The sequence below is a fragment of the Sporacetigenium sp. TC11 genome, assembly GCF_058146105.1.
Map to the genome: position 1 here is coordinate 71,705 of NZ_JBYVNY010000006.1, position 19,222 is coordinate 90,926.

The 19,222-nt window shown below is 28.7% G+C and carries 20 protein-coding genes; 16 read left to right on the top strand and 4 right to left on the bottom strand.

The annotated features are described in order from the left end of the window. Positions 1–2: 2 nt before the first annotated feature. Together ACUSRV_RS10260 and ACUSRV_RS10265 are read left to right on the top strand one after the other, a co-directional pair. Positions 3–485, top strand: coding sequence for a permease (locus ACUSRV_RS10260; RefSeq protein ID WP_490141858.1), 483 nt, complete (start codon positions 3–5; stop codon positions 483–485). Further along, complete coding sequence (locus ACUSRV_RS10265; RefSeq protein WP_490141859.1) at positions 482–1,228, top strand: permease; 747 nt, start codon at positions 482–484, stop codon at positions 1,226–1,228. Before ACUSRV_RS10260 ends, ACUSRV_RS10265 begins: the two co-directional genes overlap by 4 nt. 759 nt (positions 1,229–1,987) lie before the next feature. Here ACUSRV_RS10265 and ACUSRV_RS10270 read toward each other — a convergent pair. Together ACUSRV_RS10270 and ACUSRV_RS10275 are read right to left on the bottom strand one after the other, a co-directional pair. Beyond that, a complete protein-coding gene (locus ACUSRV_RS10270) occupies positions 1,988–3,307 on the bottom strand; it encodes an ATP-binding protein (protein ID WP_490141860.1) in 1,320 nt (439 codons plus the stop codon). A 39-nt stretch (positions 3,308–3,346) separates the two neighbouring features. Further along, on the bottom strand, positions 3,347–4,009 hold the full coding sequence (locus tag ACUSRV_RS10275; protein WP_490141861.1) for a response regulator transcription factor: 663 nt from the start codon (positions 4,007–4,009) through the stop codon (positions 3,347–3,349). A gap of 217 nt (positions 4,010–4,226) precedes the next feature. On the opposite strand from ACUSRV_RS10275, the gene ACUSRV_RS10280 reads away from it, so the two are divergent. Continuing rightward, positions 4,227–4,709, top strand: a complete 483-nt coding sequence (locus tag ACUSRV_RS10280; RefSeq protein ID WP_490141862.1) for a hypothetical protein — start codon at positions 4,227–4,229, stop codon at positions 4,707–4,709. Positions 4,710–4,822: 113 nt separating this feature from the next. On the opposite strand, the gene ACUSRV_RS10285 is transcribed toward ACUSRV_RS10280, so the two are convergent. Beyond that, the gene (locus ACUSRV_RS10285; RefSeq protein WP_490141863.1) at positions 4,823–5,830 is read right to left on the bottom strand and encodes a YeiH family protein; all 1,008 of its coding nucleotides are present in this window, start codon (positions 5,828–5,830) and stop codon (positions 4,823–4,825) included. Between the two features lie 172 nt (positions 5,831–6,002). Here ACUSRV_RS10285 and ACUSRV_RS10290 point away from each other — a divergent pair, with 172 nt between their 5' ends. The 13 genes from ACUSRV_RS10290 (at position 6,003) to ACUSRV_RS10350 (ending at position 18,885) form a co-directional block, all read left to right on the top strand. Next, positions 6,003–6,887, top strand: coding sequence for a LysR family transcriptional regulator (locus ACUSRV_RS10290; protein WP_490141864.1), 885 nt, complete (start codon positions 6,003–6,005; stop codon positions 6,885–6,887). A gap of 17 nt (positions 6,888–6,904) precedes the next feature. Next, the gene (locus tag ACUSRV_RS10295; RefSeq protein WP_490141865.1) at positions 6,905–7,480 is read left to right on the top strand and encodes a class I SAM-dependent methyltransferase; all 576 of its coding nucleotides are present in this window, start codon (positions 6,905–6,907) and stop codon (positions 7,478–7,480) included. Between the two features lie 3 nt (positions 7,481–7,483). Continuing rightward, the gene (locus ACUSRV_RS10300) at positions 7,484–8,008 is read left to right on the top strand and encodes a hypothetical protein (protein WP_490141866.1); all 525 of its coding nucleotides are present in this window, start codon (positions 7,484–7,486) and stop codon (positions 8,006–8,008) included. A gap of 184 nt (positions 8,009–8,192) precedes the next feature. Next, positions 8,193–9,488 (top strand): PAS domain-containing sensor histidine kinase, encoded by a 1,296-nt coding sequence (locus ACUSRV_RS10305; RefSeq protein WP_490141867.1) that lies wholly within the window; start codon positions 8,193–8,195, stop codon positions 9,486–9,488. A gap of 169 nt (positions 9,489–9,657) precedes the next feature. Beyond that, a complete protein-coding gene (locus ACUSRV_RS10310; RefSeq protein ID WP_490141868.1) occupies positions 9,658–10,818 on the top strand; it encodes a M20 aminoacylase family protein in 1,161 nt (386 codons plus the stop codon). 189 nt (positions 10,819–11,007) lie between these two features. Continuing rightward, on the top strand, positions 11,008–11,397 hold the full coding sequence (locus tag ACUSRV_RS10315; RefSeq protein WP_490141869.1) for a CGGC domain-containing protein: 390 nt from the start codon (positions 11,008–11,010) through the stop codon (positions 11,395–11,397). Positions 11,398–11,510: 113 nt separating this feature from the next. Next, positions 11,511–13,205 carry a M3 family oligoendopeptidase gene (locus ACUSRV_RS10320; RefSeq protein ID WP_490141870.1) on the top strand — a complete coding sequence of 565 codons (1,695 nt, stop codon included), beginning with the start codon at positions 11,511–11,513 and terminating at the stop codon, positions 13,203–13,205. 80 nt (positions 13,206–13,285) lie between these two features. Next, the gene (locus tag ACUSRV_RS10325; protein WP_490141871.1) at positions 13,286–13,921 is read left to right on the top strand and encodes a phosphoribosyltransferase; all 636 of its coding nucleotides are present in this window, start codon (positions 13,286–13,288) and stop codon (positions 13,919–13,921) included. 91 nt (positions 13,922–14,012) lie between these two features. Continuing rightward, positions 14,013–14,393 carry a VOC family protein gene (locus ACUSRV_RS10330; protein WP_490141872.1) on the top strand — a complete coding sequence of 127 codons (381 nt, stop codon included), beginning with the start codon at positions 14,013–14,015 and terminating at the stop codon, positions 14,391–14,393. Between the two features lie 8 nt (positions 14,394–14,401). Beyond that, positions 14,402–15,364 (top strand): aromatic acid exporter family protein, encoded by a 963-nt coding sequence (locus ACUSRV_RS10335; protein ID WP_490141873.1) that lies wholly within the window; start codon positions 14,402–14,404, stop codon positions 15,362–15,364. A gap of 362 nt (positions 15,365–15,726) precedes the next feature. Then, on the top strand, positions 15,727–16,272 hold the full coding sequence (locus ACUSRV_RS10340) for a biotin transporter BioY (RefSeq protein ID WP_490141874.1): 546 nt from the start codon (positions 15,727–15,729) through the stop codon (positions 16,270–16,272). A gap of 58 nt (positions 16,273–16,330) precedes the next feature. Continuing rightward, positions 16,331–17,791: an AMP-binding protein gene (locus ACUSRV_RS10345; protein ID WP_490141875.1), complete on the top strand. Its 1,461-nt coding sequence runs from the start codon at positions 16,331–16,333 to the stop codon at positions 17,789–17,791. After that, the gene (locus ACUSRV_RS10350) at positions 17,788–18,885 is read left to right on the top strand and encodes an acetyl-CoA C-acyltransferase (RefSeq protein WP_490141876.1); all 1,098 of its coding nucleotides are present in this window, start codon (positions 17,788–17,790) and stop codon (positions 18,883–18,885) included. The genes ACUSRV_RS10345 and ACUSRV_RS10350 overlap by 4 nt, the downstream gene beginning before the upstream one ends. A 19-nt stretch (positions 18,886–18,904) precedes the next feature. On the opposite strand, the gene ACUSRV_RS10355 is transcribed toward ACUSRV_RS10350, so the two are convergent. Then, a complete protein-coding gene (locus ACUSRV_RS10355) occupies positions 18,905–19,222 on the bottom strand; it encodes a DMT family transporter (protein WP_490141877.1) in 318 nt (105 codons plus the stop codon).

Here is a 19,222-nt window from a genome sequence, read left to right on the forward strand (position 1 = left end):
TTATGGATATATTTACATTAGCCCTTTGGATTATTACAGGTATTGCTTTTATGCTGTCGATAATTAAAGACAAAGACAAAACCGTAAGTTCTATGAAAATGGCAAGAGGTATGATGAAAAATATGATAGGGGAAATAATAGGAATATTATTTTTAATAGGACTAATATTAACCTTCATACCTCCAGAAACAATAAAAGGCTTTATGGGAAAAACTAATGTTTTAGTGGCTACTATTGGATCTGCTTTAGTGGGAAGTTTAACTTTAATTCCTGCTTTTGTAGCATTTCCTTTGGTGGGTTCTCTTATAGATGCAGGGTTTGGTATAGTTCCATCAATTGCATTTTTAGCTACTTTAACTATGGTAGGAGTTGTAACCTTACCCCTTGAAAAAGAAGAGTTTGGTCTTAAATTTACAGTTATGAGAAACTCTTTAAGTTTTGGATTTGCTGTAATTATAGCTCTCGTTATGGGGGTATTGATATGAAGCTTATAAAATTTGTTAAGAAAAATAAACTGTTGTTTCTAGTTGCTGTAGTTTATCTGTTTCTTTTAAGTACTATGCCTGATAAAGCAGCTCAATCAGGTAGAAATAGTATGTATTATGTTATAGAAATGCTTCAAATTATGCCTGTAATTTTTATATTAACCTCTTTAATAGAGGCTTGGGTACCAAGGCAAACTATTGTAAATAGCTTTGGAGAAAATTCAGGTATTAAAGGTACACTTTTCTCCTTTATTCTAGGAAGCTTTTCTGCAGGTCCGATTTATGCAGCATTTCCCGTTTGTAAGATGCTTCTTAAAAAGGGCGCAAGTGTTTCAAATATTGTAGTTATATTAAGTGCCTGGGCTGTAATTAAGGTACCAATGCTTGCAAATGAGGCAAAGTTTTTAGGTCCTAAATTTATGGTTATAAGATGGGTACTGACTACAGCCTCAATATTTGCTATGGCCTATATTATATCTAAAGTAGTTAAGAAAGAGAGTGTGATAGTTTTAGAAGATGATAAAGAAGAAGAAAATCTAGGTTTAACTATCAAGGAACAATATTGTATAGGATGCGGAGTATGTGCAAAATTATCTCCAGATACCTTTATAATATCTGATAAAAAAGCAAAGATAATAGAGGAAAATATAGATATTGAATGTATAGATAATATTAATAGTATAAATAAAGTTATTGAAAAATGTCCAGCCAATGCAATTTATTTAAAAGAGAAAATTAAATAAGTATTTCACATAAGGCATCTACTTAAAGTTAGGTGCTTTTTCATAATATCATTATTTTTAATTATATAATTATTATAAAATTACAATCTTTACATTATAATATTACGATGTTATGATATAAGGAGAATTAAGATGAAGAGACAGAAAATGGAGGGGATAATAAAATGATAAAGATAACAGAATTAGCAGTAGAAAAATTAAAGGAAGCTATTTCAAAGCAGAATAATCCTGAAAATACCATGCTTAGAATCTCATTTGGCGGATTTGGATGAGGTGGACCAAGACTTCAATTAACTCTGGATGAGTTAAAGAATCAAGAGGATGTCTTAGAAGAATCAAATGGGATTAGAGTCGTATATAATTCAAGTATTGAAGAATATGTACGCAATTCCGTTATTGATTATTCAAGTAGTTGGTTTAGACGCGGATTTTTTATTAGAGGAGGAGGAGTATCCTCTTGCTAAAGTCATTACACTTATTTTATATAAAAATTTCACGTTTATATCTGACTTTTCTAAAATTGTTAATTAAACCTTAGGTGAAACTGAGATAAAAATGTTTAATAAGATACTATATGTTTTAACTATAATTTATCCTTTGTTAAAGATAAAGATAAGACTAAAATGGCTTTAAAGAAAGCAGGGAAGTCTTTTGAAAATATATTTACTCAACTTTTAGCTATTATAAAAAAGTCACTAGGTTAGTCTAGTGACTTTTTTTATTTGAGAATATGCTGCAATAACTTTACGATTACGATTTTTATAATTTTATAGTACGTATATTATTTGGGGGTATAACAAAATAAAATTCAGTTCCCTTAACATCAGAGATTTTTGCACCGTATTCAAATCCGTGAAGCTTTAAAATTTCTCTGCAAATTGGAAGGCCTAAGCCAATGCCACCACTTTGGGCATTTTTATAATATTTGTCCCAAATATCTTCTAACAAATGTTGTTCTATGCCTATGCCGAAGTCTTGGACAGACAATCTAATTGAGTTATTTATGTTAGTTGTATAAATTTCTATTTTACTATTTTCGAAGCTAAATTTTATTGCATTATCAATAAAATTGTATAATACTCTTTGAAGATATTTTTTATCTGCATAGATTTCTATAGTATCGATAGAAATATCTATTGATATATTTTTTTTACTAAGTATAGGATTAAACTGATTAACGCATTCATGTACAAGATTAGATAAATTAATAAATTCTTTTGATAAAGAGTATGCCCCATCTTGAAGCTTTGATAGTTGCAACAAATCCATAACTAGAGAATTTAATCTATCAACTTCTTTAATAATGTCGTTAGCATATTTTTTAGTGTCTTTTTCATCAACTATCCCGTCTGATATTGCTTCACTATAGCTCCTAATTACACTTAAAGGAGTTTTGAAATCATGTGATACATTTGCTATAAAATCTCTTTGAAGTTGATATTTCTTTTTTAAACTCACAGCCATTTGATTAAGGCTATTAGATAATGTTTCTATTTCATCATTAGTATTAACAATGCAATTCACATCGAAGTCACCTTTAGATATTGAAGAAGATAGCTTTTGTAATTTCAGTATAGGTCTTGTAAATTTTTTGCCTACATAAGATATTAGAGGAATTGACAGCAAAATCGATGATATAAATATAATAAACAAAACAATATACACTATTCTTAAATAATCTGAAGAATACTTGTTGTTTTTGAAGACTACAATATCTCCTATATCAGTTTGGAGTTTGTAATATAAAAACTCACCACCCATGTTATTTTGAAAAACACCTTTAGTTTTAAAATTATTTTCTCTTGCAGAATGTAAAAACGGCATCATACCCATTTTACCATGGGTTAAAGGAGTAATATTACTGTTATCTATAAGTATTGCAGTTACATCCGTATTAGTAATTTGCTGATTAGAGCTTAATGAATTATATATTTCCTTAGCAGAGAGCTCTAAACTATCATACTGTTGCTTTAGATAAAACTTAGATAGAAAAATACTACTAGTAATAAGGGTTATAGCAACAATTAAAGTAATTATAAGCATGAAATATTTTGTAAGTTTTATTGTTATTTTATCCATAAATACTCCTTTCAAGAAAAATAGATTGATGCTCTTTTGCTAAGGTACTAATTTGTATCCGACTCCCCATACAGTTTGAAGGTGATCTTCACAAAACCTTATTTTTTCTCTTAATTTTTTTATATGTGTATCAACTGTTCTTGAGTCACCTACATAATCATAACTCCATACAGTATTTAATAACCTCTCTCTATTAAAAACCTGCCCTGTATTTTTACTTAAAAATAGTAAAAGATCAAACTCCTTAGGTGTTAGATATATGGATTCGTTATTTTCTAATACTTCTCTATTTTCCTCTAAGATAGTTAAATTGCCAAAATTTATGGAATTTCCTTGATTAGACTTGGTATTAATTCTTAAATTTACACGAAGAACTAGTTCTCTCATGCTCAGTGGCTTAACCATGTAGTCATCTGCACCTAATTCTAAACCGAAGATTCTATCATCTTCTTCTCCTCTAGCAGTTGTCAATATTACTGGAGTATTACTAGTTGATTTAATTTTTCTAAGTAGGGCCCAACCATCTTTACCAGGAAGCATAACATCAAGAATTATTAAATCAAAAATATAGTCAGTTATTATATTTTCAGCTATTTTTCCATCAGAAGCACAAACTACATCATAATTTTCTTTTTTAAAATATAAAGTCATTACTTCAGAAAGTTTAGTTTCATCTTCAACTATAAGTATTTTTTTATTCATAATAAAACCTACCTTATTATTTAATAGTCTACTAATATTATAATTGTATTTTATATATTTGACTAAAGATTGTTTTAAATGTGATGAATTTGTGAAATTATTTTATATAACTTTTGCAAATTCATCACAATTACACCATTATTTAAACAAAATATTTGGCTATTATAGATATGTACCAAGGAAATGGTAACTAAAATAAAATTTGGAGGAAACGAAAATGAAAATGAAAAACATTATTTCTGCCTTAGCACTTACTATGGCAATAGGCACAGGAGCTACTGTATATGCATCTGCAGATAGCACTGAGGTAGAGGCATCAGAGCAAAGATTAGGCCTAGGAAGAATAACATCTATGAGAGGATATGATTATATAAGTAATATCCTTAAAAGTAAGTTAGGTCTATCTGATACAGAAATTAGAGATGCTATAGATTCAGGAAAAACACCTTATGACGTAGCTGAAGAAAAAGGGATGACTCAGGATGAGTTAAAAGATTCTTTACTTGCAGAAAAATCAAAATCTATTGATGATGCTGTAGCTAAAGGGGTAATCACAAAAGAAGAAGGAGAGGATTTAAAAGCAAAATTAAATTCAAATATGCAAAACTGTACTGGGGACTTCGGTAAAAGACAAGGTCAAGGTAGAGGGATGATGGGGAATGGTCAAGGTGGCGGTTGCTTCGTTCCAATAAGTGAATAATTAAATAGGATTATCATTTTAAATATAAAAGAAGCAGAGTTTTTTATCTGCTTCTTTTATATTTGTACTTTTGCTAAAGTTACTTTTTTACAGCTTACTAAGGACAAATAAGGTTATATTTGCCCTGTTATGTTTTGAACTATAATGCTTACAACTGCAACTACAAACCATACAATTAAACCTAGGATTATAGGTTTAACTCCAGTTTTAAGCATCTTTTTAAAATCTGAATTTAATCCAATAGCAGTAAGAGCCATTACTATCATAAATTTACCTATAGTATTAATATAGAAAATGCTACTTTCTGGGAATACTCCTATTGTATTTAATAATGATGCAACTAAAAACCAAATTATAAACCAAGGAAATATTTTTTTAAAACTGTAGTTTACTTGAGGGTCTTCTATTGTAGCCTTTTTCTTTTTATAAGCTACTATAAAGGCAAATATTAATGATATTGGAATAATCATTGTAGTCCTTGTAAGTTTAACTATAGTAGCATAGGCACCAGCAGCATTACTGTATGCGTAACCAGCTGCAACTACAGAAGATGTATCATTAATGGCTGTACCAGCCCATAACCCAAATGCGCTGTCAGAAAAACCAAGTAGATGACCTAATGGTGGAAATATTAATACTGCAATAACGTTAAATAAAAATATAGTAGAAATAGAATAGGCTATTTCCATATCATCAGCTTCAATAATTGGAGAAATTGCAGCAATTGCAGATCCGCCACATATAGCAGTACCCACGCCTATTAGTGATTTTAAATTACTTGGGATACCCATTAGTTTACCAACACCATATGCAGTAATAAATGCCGATAATAAAGTAAATATCATAACAGAAAATGAGCTCAATCCTGTTTTCCAAACTTGAGTAAGACTCAAACCAGCACCTAATACAATAATAGCCCATTGAAGTATCTTTTTTGAAGTAAAGGTAACACCTTTTTCAACAATCTCAGGCTTGCCTATAAAGTTATTAATAATAATCCCAATTACTATTCCAAATACCGCTCCCCCTATAATAGGGAATATTGAACCTAGCCAATTAGCAAAAAGCGCTATTATAAAAGCAAATAAAATACCTGGTAAATTTCTTTTAATAAAGTCCACTAAAATCATCTCCCTACTTAAATTATGAATTAATCATACTATATAAATTATTAAACAACAAATTAGATATTCTTATTAAATCATAAGCAATTGTTATAACTTTTTGTTAATATAGTATTATAGAATTTAAAAGATATTAATTAAGAAAGTATATAATTTTAGGGGGGATATTTTGCAGGATATAAAGTTGCTAACATTTATAACAGTTGCAAAGATTAAGAGTTTTACTAAGGCAGCAGAAATTTTAAATATAACCCAACCTGCTGTATCTCAACATATTAAGCATCTTGAAGAATATTACGAGGTAAATCTAATCAAAAAGCAAGGAAAAAAGATTAGTCTAACGGAAGAGGGGTTAATTTTATATAAATATGCTAAGGAGATAGAGCTTATATACAGAAACTTAGAGACTGAAATAAAGAATAAAAGCGGAATTCGTAAAGTATATAATGTAGGTGCATCAATGACTATAGGTGGATATTTGCTTTCATATATTTTAGCAGAGCATAAAAGGATTCATCCAAATATAGATATAATTCTTCAAGTGGGTAATACTGAAGATATAGTAGATAAATTACTAAATAGAAAACTCGATTTAGCATTTATCGAAGGAAATTTTAATAGAAATAAATTTAATTATAAAAAGTATAAAGATGATGAGTTAGTTCTTGCTGTATCATCTAAAAATATCTTTTGTATAAGGGATAAAGTTTCTATTGAAGAAGTTTTGCAAGGTAAATTAATATTAAGAGAAGTTGGCTCTGGAACCAGGGAAATATTTGAAAATAAGTTGAACGATTTAGGATATAGTATGGATAATTTTAGCCCATATATGGAGCTTGGAAGTATAAATGCAATAAAATCATTAGTTGAAGAAAATTTAGGATATACTATTATTTCAAAAGAAACAATAAAAAGAGAGTTAGAACTAGGCTCTATAAAAATAATTCCTATTGAAGGATTAGAAATCTATAGAGAATTTAATTTTATATACCTAAAAGATAGCAACATAGATTTTATTGAAAATTTTATTAAATTTTGTTATATGAATAATTAAAAAAGGGAAGGGATAAAATGCATAAATTTGATATTAAAAATATAGAAAAATTGGATAATCCAGAAAGAAGAAGAACCATGCCCCCGGAAGTAATCCTAGAAAAATTTAATATTAAGGATGATGGTGTATTATTAGATGTAGGATGTGGAATAGGATATTTTACAATACCAGCAGCAAGGTTTCTTAAAAACAACAAGGCAGTCGGAATAGATATTATGCCTGAGATTTTAGATATTGCAAGAGAAAAAGCTGAAGAGATTAGCAACATAGAATTTAAATTAAGTAAGGAATATTCATTTCCATTAGAGAATGAGTCGGTAAAATATGTATTTATAAGTAATGTTATTCATGAAGTTGAAGATAGGGAACTATATTTAAAAGAAGTAAGAAGAGTTTTAAAAGAAGAAGGATATCTTTTAATAATTGATTGGGATAAAAAGGAAACAAAAATGGGCCCTGCTATTCATGAAAGAATATCTAAAGACGAAATGAAAGAACTTTGTATAAAATCGGGCTTTAGTGTAGTAGACGATATAGATGTATCTTTAAGTCATTATGGTATAAAACTTGAAAAAGAAAAAGGAGAGAGTTAAGCAATGCAATTTTTAACTAAAGATAAACTATTTTTACAGGCTACAAAATTAGCACAAATATTAATAGAAAGCGATGGATATCAAGACTTACATGAAATAATACAATGTAGTAATTTAGAATATAGTGACCAAAAAACATATGAAATAGCATCCGGCGGTTTTATAGATTTCAATCAACATTTATACGAGAATTTAAATGAAATGAACACTATAAGCAGTGGAATATATTTAGAAAAGTCTTTAGTAACGTTTCAAATATCAATTTGGAATGCAAAGGGCCAGGGTTTTGAAATATTCAAACATGTTTTACGTGGAGAAGAAATAAAAAATATAAGAAGTCTAGGAGATATAAAAGAGTATATTTATCTTCATTTAAATGAATTAGAGCAAGGAATAGTAAAAACATACGATGACGATATCGCTAAATCTTTTGAAGAATTTGGATTAGCTATAGAAAGCGGAAAACTACCATTACAAAGTATACTTCAATTTTTAAGTATAGAAAACAATATAAATGATTTAAGATAAAGGTATTGCCATAAATTTATGGCAATATTTTTTTGATTAATATACTTTAATTATAAAATTGTTTGGAAATATAACCATTAATTTGTTAAAATTTTATGAAATATGTTATAATTTAAGATATAAAGCATATATATAAATTATACTAAACACTAAGGTGATTAAATAAATTAGGGGGATAATATTTATGAATATGCAAGAAGACAATGAAAATTTATCTTATTATAAGATATATAAGTCTATAATCGAAACAAATCTTGCAGAGCGTAAACTGCTAGAAGATAAACTAATAAAAAGTAATAATGCATACAACAAAATAATTGAACTTTTACCTGATGGAGTATGTATATTACGCGATGGAAAGTACATTTATGTTAATAATGCTATGATGAATATTTTAAATGTAGCCAGTAAAGATGAAGTAATTGGACATAAAGGGAATGATTTTATAAATGTAACTCCTGAGTACGAAGAAATGGTTAGGAATAGGAGAAAAGAAGTTTTAGATGAAAATAAAACCGCACGGTTTTCAGAACAACAAATAATAAGACATGATGGAGAGATATTAGATATAGAGATATGTTCTACGCCTTTTAACATTAAAGGAGATGGATATATTCTATCTATTATTAGAGATATAACAGAGAATAAAAAGGCTATAAAAATAAATGAAAAATATAAAGAAATGTTATATTATGATAGAGTAAAGACTGAATTTTTCTCAAATATGTCACATGAACTAAAAACCCCATTAAATGTTATATATGGGTCAAGTCAGCTTTTAGAAGCTCAAAATATGAATAGAAATTTAACAGAAGAAGATATAAATAAACATATACATATTGTAAACCAAAACTGCTTTAGATTGATTAGATTAATTAATAATATAATTGATATAACTAAAATTGAAGGTGGTTTTTATAAAATAAATAAAGAAAATCATAATATTGTAAGTATCGTAGAAGATATTACTCTATCCATTGCGGATTATTCAAAGCAAAAGGGGATAGATGTTATATTCGATACAGATATAGAAGATAAAGTCGTTGCTATAGACCCTGATAAAATTGAAAGAGTTGTTTTAAACTTACTTTCCAATGCTATAAAATTTACAAATCCTCAAGGAGAAATATTTGTAAATATGTATGATAAAACAGATAGAATAGTTATATCTATTAAAGATACAGGTATAGGTATTCCAGAAGATAAATTAAATTCTATATTTGAAAGATTCGACCAAGTAGAAAATACTATAAAAAGAAACAAAGAAGGAAGTGGAATAGGACTATCTCTTGTAAAGTCTTTAGTTGAGCTACATGATGGAAATATTGAAGTTAAAAGTGAAATTGGAAAGGGCAGTGAATTTATTATTACATTGCCCATTACCCAAATAAACCAAACTTTAGAGAGCAATGAAAAGTCAATTGTAAGAAGCAGAAATATAGAGGCTATACAAATTGAGTTTTCGGATATATATGCATAAAAGACATCTATCATATGATAGATGTCTTTTAATTATCCTTTTTATCAAATGAATATCCTAGATACTTCTGAATCATTGGACAACATAGGTGATACATAGGTTGTATATATAACTATATTTGGTTACTAAATAACCATGAATGAAGATATATTAAAATGGGGGGATATTAATGAAGAATACTTATTTTGAAAAACAACTTAAAGAATGGAGACATTATTTGCATATGTATCCTGAAGTAGCATTTGAAGAAAAGAATACTTCAGAATATTTAGCTAAAGTACTTACGGACATGGGGCTGGAGGTTCATAAAAATATAGGAATTACCGGTCTTGTAGCAAATCTTAAAGTTGGAGATGGAAAAGGCGTTATTGGTCTTAGGTCAGATATGGATGCTATTAAACTTACAGAAGGGGGACAACATATTTATAGTTCACAGAATCCTGGAATAATGCATGCATGCGGACATGACGGTCATATGGCCACATTATTAGGTGTAGCTAAATTGCTATCAGAGAGAAGAAACTTTAATGGTACAGTAAGATTTATTTTTCAACCAGCTGAAGAACCAGGTAAAGGCTCACAAGCTATGCTAGATGACAAGTTATTTGAGCGTTTTCCTGTGGACGAAATTTATGGAATGCATAATATGCCGGCATTACCAGCAGGAACAATATCAACTAGAGTAGGTGGTATTATGGCAAGTGAAGATAATTTTGTTATTCGCATTAAGGGAAAAGGTATGCATGCTTCTAGTCCACATATGGGAGTCGATCCGCTTGTAATTGCAGCTGAAATTATTCTTGCATTACAAACTATAGTTTCACGTAATATAAATCCAATAGATACTGCCGTTATTTCCTGTACGGAAATTCATACGGATGGAATCCGAAATGCTATACCTACTAATGTAGAAATTAAAGGAGATACTAGAAGCTTCACTCCTGAAGTTCAGAAACTAATCGAAAAAAGAATGAAAAAAATCTGTGAAAATATATGTGATTCTCATGAAGCTGAATGTAAGTTTGAATATACCCATGAATTTTTACCTACTGTTAATTGGGAACAATGCACTGAAATTGCTATACAGGCGGCAAGAAATATAGTTGGAGAAGAAAATGTAAATGCAGACTGTGACCCAATTATGGGTTCGGAAGATTTTGGTACATTTATACAGAAAGTACCTGGTTGCTTTGTATTCATAGGTAGTGCAAACAGTGAAAATGAGATTATTCCTTTACACAATTACCATTATGATTATAATGACACAATACTAGAGACCGGTGCAGAATTATTTGCAGAAATAGTTAGAATTCGTCTTTCTGATATGTAAATTATGTAAACATATATATTGATAATTATCAAATACAATACATATAGTAGTACGGTGTACATGTTTAGTTAAAAAAAGACAACTAAACAATTTAATATTTGTTATTTAGTTTGGTGATAATTATCACATAAATGAGTTTTAAACTATGGTATAATATACCTTATTTTGTAAAATAGAGAGGTATATAAGATGAAAAATATTGCTATATATGTGTGTGGAGTGGTTTCAAAAACATGTACGGCCAATGGATGCTTAAGAGCATTTAATCAAAAGCAAGATTCTTTTAAGCAATATGAAGATGATGGATGTCAGTTAGTTTCTTTTAACCACTGCAATGGTTGTAATGAAAATCCGATAGAAAGTCTTAAGGCTAAGATAGAAAAATTTCAAAAAGCAAATGTAGACGTAGTACATTTATCTACATGTATAAGAGGTAGATGTCAGCATCATGAAGAGTTTATAAAAGAACTTGATAAACATTTTGATGTTGTTGGATATACGCATGGTTCAGAGGAAGGAAGAAAGAAGAATACTATGAGCATGGCAATAGATTTGAATAAACGTAGTATAAATATATAATACATTAAGTTTATGAAAGCCATATTTTGTTAAATGTGGCTTTTTTTGTGTATAATATAATAATATAGTAATAATACTAATTGAGTTCAAAAATGTGTAAAGGAGTGTATAAATTGAAATTTAGTGAATTTAAATATGAAAGGCCAAATTATGAAGATATCAAAATAGAATTTAATGAAATAATATTTAAAATAGACAATAGTAATACATATGAAGAACAATTAAGATACATAAAAGAGTTAAACAAATTAAGAAACAACATAGATACTATGAGTACTATATCTTCTATAAAATACAGTATAAATACAGCAGATGAAAATAATATTAACGAAAAAAATTACTGGGATGAAAACTCACCATTATATGAAGAATTAAACTCTACTTTTTATAAAAGTATGGTTAATTCAAAATTCAAAGATGAACTAGTAAAAGAAATAGGAGAGCAATTCTTCAAAATAGCAGAGTTTAATCTAAAGTCTTTTTCAAGTGAAATAATAGAAGAGCTTAAAGAAGAAAATAAATTAACATCTGAATACACTAAGTTACTTGCAAGTTGTAAGATAAACTTCCAAGATGACGAAAGAAACTTATCTCAAATGAGTCCTTTTATGCAATCAAAGGATAGAAGTACAAGAAAAGAAGCTTCAGATTTATATTATAAGTTCTTTGAAACAAATGAAGAAAAGTTTGATGAATTATACGACAAACTTGTAAAAGTAAGAGATAAGATGGCAAGAAAATTAGGGTTTGATAGCTTTGGAGAACTAGGTTATATAAGAATGTATAGAACTGATTATAATGCAGGTGATGTTTCTAATTTTAGAAAACAAGTACTAGAATATATAGTTCCAGTTGCAAATAAATTATATAAAAGACAGGCAAAAAGACTTAATTTAGAAAATCTTAAATATATAGACGAGCCTTTTGAGTTTGAAAGTGGAAATGCAACTCCAAAGGGAAGCCCAGAGTTTATTTTACAAAATGGAATTAAAATGTATAGTGAGCTATCAGATGAAACTAGGGAATTCTTTAAATTTATGATGGAAAATGAACTTTTAGATGTATTGTCTAAGAAAAACAAAGGCCCTGGTGGATACTGTACTTATATACCTAATTATAAGTCTCCATTTATATTCTCAAACTTTAACTCAACTTCTGATGATATAGATGTGCTTACTCATGAAGCAGGTCATGCTTTTCAAGTTTATATGTCAAGACATATAGAAATGCCAGAGTTAAACTTCCCAACATATGAAAGCTGTGAGATACATTCTATGAGTATGGAGTTTATAACTTGGCCATGGATGAACTTATTCTTTGAAGAAGATACAGAAAAATATAAGTTTGCTCACTTAGGTAGTGCTATTAAGTTTATACCTTATGGTATAGTTGTAGATGAGTTCCAACATTTAATATATGAAAATCCTAATGCAACATATGATGAAAGAAAGCAAATGTGGAGATCTCTTGAGAAAAAATACCTTCCTCACAAAGACTATGAAGGATGTGATTTTTTAGAAAAGGGAACTTGGTGGTTTAAACAAGGCCATATATTCAAAAATCCTTTTTATTATATAGATTATACATTAGCTCAAATATGCGCACTTCAATTTTGGAAGAAAATGAGTGAAGATAGAACAAAAGGTTGGGAAGATTATATGAAACTATGTAGTGTAGGTGGAATTAAGTCGTTTTTAGAGTTAGTTAAACTAGGAAATCTTAAGTCACCTTTTGAAGATGGGTGTGTAAGTTCTGTTATAGGAAATATCGATGAATGGTTAGAAAGTGTAGATGATAGTAAGCTTTAAATAAGTAAAATTTAGATAATAAATACATAACGTTTAGTAAAAAATTATATTAGAGTAACTAGAAAGAGTGGTGTATTTAAATGATTTTTCTAAATAGAAGAGATGCAGGAGAAAAAATTGCAGACCATCTTGAAAAATTTAAAAATGAGAATGTAATAGTGCTTGCAGTCCCAAGAGGTGGTATTGAAGTAGCTTATGATACAATCAAAAGATATAATTTTGAATGGGATTTAATAATTCCAAGAAAAATTGGCGCACCTGATAATAAAGAAGTAGCTGTAGGTGCAGTATCAGTTGATAGAAGTTATATTATAAATGAATATTTTGTTAAAGCACTTAAGATATCAAATAAATATTTAGCACAAGAAATAAATGATCAAATAAATGAAATTAAAAGAAGATTAAAGGAGTACAGAGGAACTGAGGCACTTCCAGATGTTAAAGATAAGACTGTAATACTAATTGATGATGGAATTGCCACTGGATTCACTTTAACTGCAGCAATAAAGTCAATTAAGAATCTTGGAGCAGTTAAAATTGTTTTAGCTGTTCCTGTAGGACCAAGACATACAGTTAAGCAATTTAAAGAAATCGTAGATGAGGTAATATGTATTTATTCACCAGATGATTTTACTTCAGTAGGTCCATATTATAAGGATTTTTCACAAGTTGAGGATGAAGAAGTATTTAATTTGTTAAAGGAATTAAGAAGTTAGCTTGTTGATTATAAACTATAATTAATTATGTTAATTATAGTTTATAATCTATAGTATTTTAGAAGAAAAATTAATAAGAGGAGATATACAAATGATAAACAAAATAGGAAAAATAACATTATACGTAAACAATCAAGATGATGCTAAGAAGTTCTGGACTGAAAAATTAAACTTTGTAGTTAAGTTAGAACAACCAATGGGACCAAACATGAAATGGTTAGAAGTTGGGCCAAGTGAAAGCGCATTTACAACATTTATTTTATATGATAAGAATTTAATGAAATCTCAAAATCCATCAACTAATATTGAACACCCATCTATATTATTAAGTACTACTGATATAGAAGATTCTTATAACAAAATGAAAGAAAATAGTGTTGAAGTAGGAGAACTTATGATTATGCCTTATGGAAAAATGTTCTCATTTAAAGACCAAGATGGAAACGAATATATGCTTCGTGAAGATAAATAGTAATTAATATGAAATTTATTGGATACAGAACATTAAAAACAGGTATAGGAGCTTCAATTTCAATTATTATTGCAAAGGAATTAGGTTTATCATATGCAGCAGCTGCAGGGATAATTACCATATTAAGCATTCAAAGTACAAGGAAAAAATCTGTAATTATAGCTAGTCAACGTATATTTGCATGTATTTTAGCTTTAATTATTTCGAGTATTCTCTTTAAATTACTTGGATACAATCCTATAGTTTTTGGTATATTTATATTAATTTTTATATCTTTAGCTGTAAGATTAAATATAGAAGAAGGAATAGTTGTAAGTTCTGTAATTGTAACACATTTATTAGATAAGAATTCATTTAGTATAGATTTGATTCAAAATGAATTAGAGCTTATGTTTATAGGTGTAGGAATAGCATTGATATTAAATGTTTATATGCCTAGTATAGAAAAGGAAATTAAAGAAGATCAAGTATACATTGAAGAAAAGATGAAGGAAATATTAATAAAAATGGCAATTTGTTTAAAGGAAGACTATAGTTTAATAACAGAAGACAATTTATTTAATGATCTAGAAGAGAAGCTTTATTATGCAAGAAAGCGAGCTTATAAAAATCTAAATAATTATGTTTTATCAGATTCAAGTTATTATGTGCAATATATAGAAATGAGAATTAAACAGTTTGAAAGCATTGAAAGAATGAAGGAGCATTTCCAAAAATTCTTTGTTACATATGATCAAACTATTATGATATCTAAATTTACAGAAAAAGTAGCATATTCAATATATGAAGATAATACAGCAGAGGATTTACTTCGTGATTTAAATATATTAAGAGATATTTTCAAGAAAATGCCTCTTCCAACAACTAGAGAAGAATTTGAAAATAGAGCAATGCTTTTTCAATTTTTAAATGATATGGAACAATTTTTAAAAGATAAAAATGAATTTAAAAAGATGACTTCTGTTGATTAAATAGACTTAATATCAACACTATATTAAAACACATCCAAATATAAAAAAGAGTTGTCATATGACAACTCCTTATCTATTGGCTCTAAAAGAGGGATTGGGACCCTCAACCTATCGGTTAACAGACGAGTGCTTCACCGTTGAGCTATCTTGGAATATTTTATTTTACATAAACTATTATTATTATTTTTTGTTTATTATACACTTATTTATGAATTTTTAAAAAGTATATAAGCATTTTATAAGGTTAACCAAAATAATTAGTAATTAATTATTTTGGTTAACCTATTTTAAATATAGGGTTGACGCAAGTTTATATTTATTTTATAATTTATCTATAAAATAAATTAGACGGGGGAGTTTATATGAAAATTAAGAACATGGTATATGTGGCGTTATTTGCTGCATTAATGATAGTTATGGGAGTTATACCTGCTATACCGCTATCCTTTATACCTGTACCAATTACAATTCAAACACTGGGGGTAATGTTAGCAGGAGCGATATTAGGGTCACGCTTAGGAGCTGCAAGTCAAATAGTATTTTTAATATTAATAGCAGTAGGAATTCCAGGGCTATCTGGTGGGCGCGGAGGATTTAGTGCATTTGTAGGACCTTCTGCAGGATTCTTACTTTCTTGGCCATTAGCCGCATTTACAATTGGATTTATACTTGAACGTGTAGAAAAGATAAATTATAAAAATACATTTTTAGCAACTTTAATAGGTGGAGTAATAGTTATATACGCTATTGGAATTCCTGTTATGGCATTTATGACAAATACTCCTATACTGGCGGCAACTAAAGGATGTCTTGCATTTATACCAGGAGATTTAATAAAAGTAATAATTTCAACTATATTAGTAACACGCATTGCTAATATAAGTGTATTAAAATCTTATAATAAGTAAATTAATATAAAAGGTTTGCCTTATAGGCATACCTTTTAATTTTTTAAGGAGAGATTTTATGATTATTACAAGTACATATAAAAAACACTCAAAAGACAATAAAGTAGCTATTGTTTTTGGTAATAAAGAAGTTAACTACTATGAGTGGAATAACCTTATAAATAAAAGTGCTAATTATTTTAATAATTTAAAATCAAAGGGAAAAGTTGTAATTTTATTGAAAAACAGTATAACTTTTTTGCAAGTATTCACAGGGGCAGTTCATGCAGGATGGGTTGCTATACCATTTGATACAAAGTGGAAATATGAAGAAATAAAAGAAAAGATAATGTATATAAATCCTGATCTAATTATTTCTGACGAGAGGTTTATCAAAGAAATAAAAGAATTTTCAATAAAAGTAATTACAAAAGTGGAATTTGAAGAAGGGATTTCCTCAGAATGTAAGGTTTTTGATATAACTACTTGTGAAAAAGATTTATTTTATATGGGATTTACATCTGGGACAACGGGCAAACCAAAGGCATTTGTTAGAAATCATCTTTCTTGGGTAGAAAGCTTTAATTGTAGTACAAATGATTTTAATATAACTAAGGAACATAATGTACTTATAATAGGGAACTTAGTGCATTCATTATTTTTATATGCAGCTATAAGTACATTATTTATAGGTGGAACTATTATATTATTAGAGAAATTCTCACCTATTAGAACATATGAACTTATGAGAAAAAATACAAATACTGTTTTATTTGCAGTGCCGACAATGTTGGAAGCTTTAGTACGTGAAAATACTGCACAGGTTTTTAATCGGCCATTAAAAATAATATGTTCAGGAGCTAAGTGGGAATATGGATTAAAAGAAAGAATAAGAGATGTTTTTTATAAATCTGAGTTTTATGAATTTTATGGAGCATCAGAGCTGAGTTTTGTAACTTACCTTGATCCTATTGGAAATATAATAAGGCCAGAGTCTATAGGTAAACCATTTTTCAATGTAGAAGTTTCTATTAGAAATAATGGAACAGAAGTTAAAAAAGGGGAAATAGGAAAATTATATGTTAAAAGTAATCTTATATTCTCAGGATATTATAAAAATGAAGAGGGTACAAAAGAAGTATTAAAAAATGGATGGGCTACAGTTGGAGACTTGGCAAGACAAACTGAAGATGGATATATATATTTAGTTGGAAGAGATAAAAATAAGCTTATTGTTGGAGGCGTAAATGTATATCCTGAGGAAATAGAAAGTGTATTACTACAAAATGAAGATGTTATAGAAGCTTGTGTTATAGGAATAAAAGATGAATATTGGGGAGAGAAGTTAGTTTCTTTTATAAAAGTTAAAGATAATAATATGTTTTCTTTAATAGACTTAAAAAAATATGTAAGAAAAAGATTATCTAGTTATAAAATTCCTACAAAATGGAATGTTTTAAATGAATTTCCTTATACTTATAGTGGAAAAATTGCACGTGAAGTATTAAGGGAAAATTACATAAAGGAGAATTTAAAATGAGAAATGCAGTAATAGTTTTAGCTAAACGTACTGTTATTGGAAAAAAGGGAGGGTATTTTAAAGATATGCCTCCTGAGGATTTAGCATCTATAGTTATTAAAGATATTATAGAGACATCGCAAATATCTCCTAAATTAATAGAGGATGTTATATTAGGAAATGTTGTTGGACCTGGCGGAAATATAGCAAGGCTTTCTGCACTTAAAGCAAATTTACCTATATCTATTCCTGGTATTACAATTGATAGACAATGTGGCTCAGGACTTGAAGCTATAAGATTAGCTTGTTATTTAGTTAAATCTGGAGCTAGTAATTGCATTTTGGCTGGTGGAGTTGAAAGTTGTAGTTTATCCCCTTATCACAAACGTGCTAGGTTTTCACCTGAGGAAATAGGAGATCCTGATATGGGAATTGGAGCAGAAAATGTAGCGAAAATTTATAATATAACTAGGGAAATGCAAGATGAATTTGCAATATCTAGTTATAAGAAAACATTAAATTCTTTAGAAAACAATGCTTTTATAGATGAGATAGTTCCAATAGATGATAAGTATTTAAGAGATGAAGGAATAAAAGAAGGATTAGACTATGAACGTTTGATTAAAAGAGTTAGACCTATTTTCAAAAAAAATGGTACTGTAACCCTAGGAAACTCGTGTGGAGTAAACGATGGAGCATCTATTGTCCTTGTAATGGAAGAAAATATCGCAAAAGAAATGGGCTTTAAAAAAATGATAAGATTTGTTGATGCAGAAGTTTGTGGAGTAAATCCAAATTTGCCAGGTATAGGGCCAGTTCCAGCTGTAAATAAACTACTTGAAAAAGTTAAATTAACAAAAAAAGATATTGACTTAGTAGAATTTAACGAGGCATTTGCAGCGCAGGTTGTTGCATCAATAAATGCTTTGAATATTCCATTTGAAAAAGTAAATGTTGGAGGAGGGGCGATATCTATAGGCCACCCTTATGGAGCATCAGGAGCTATATTAGTGACAAGGTTATTTACAGAACTTAATAGAAGAAATAAAAAATATGGATTGGCTACACTTGGTATTGGTGGAGGAATGGGAATAGCGTGTTTATTTGAAAGATGATTTCTATATAAAATAGAAATCATCCTTCTATTAGCTTAAGTCCAATTGCACCTACTAAAATACATCCCATAAAAAATAGTCTTTTAAAATCCTTTGATTCTTTATAAACAATAATCCCCATAACTGCTCCGCCAACTGTACCAATTCCAGTCCAAACTGAATATGCAGTTCCCATAGGTATTTTATTTAGAGCCAATGATAAAAATAAAAAACTTCCAACAAAGGTTAAAACTTGGTACAGTAGCATAGATTTTTTTTCGGTTAAAATATATTCTTTCATAAAATAAAGTCCAAGGATTTCGAAAGATCCTGCGATTAATAAAAATATCCACTCCAT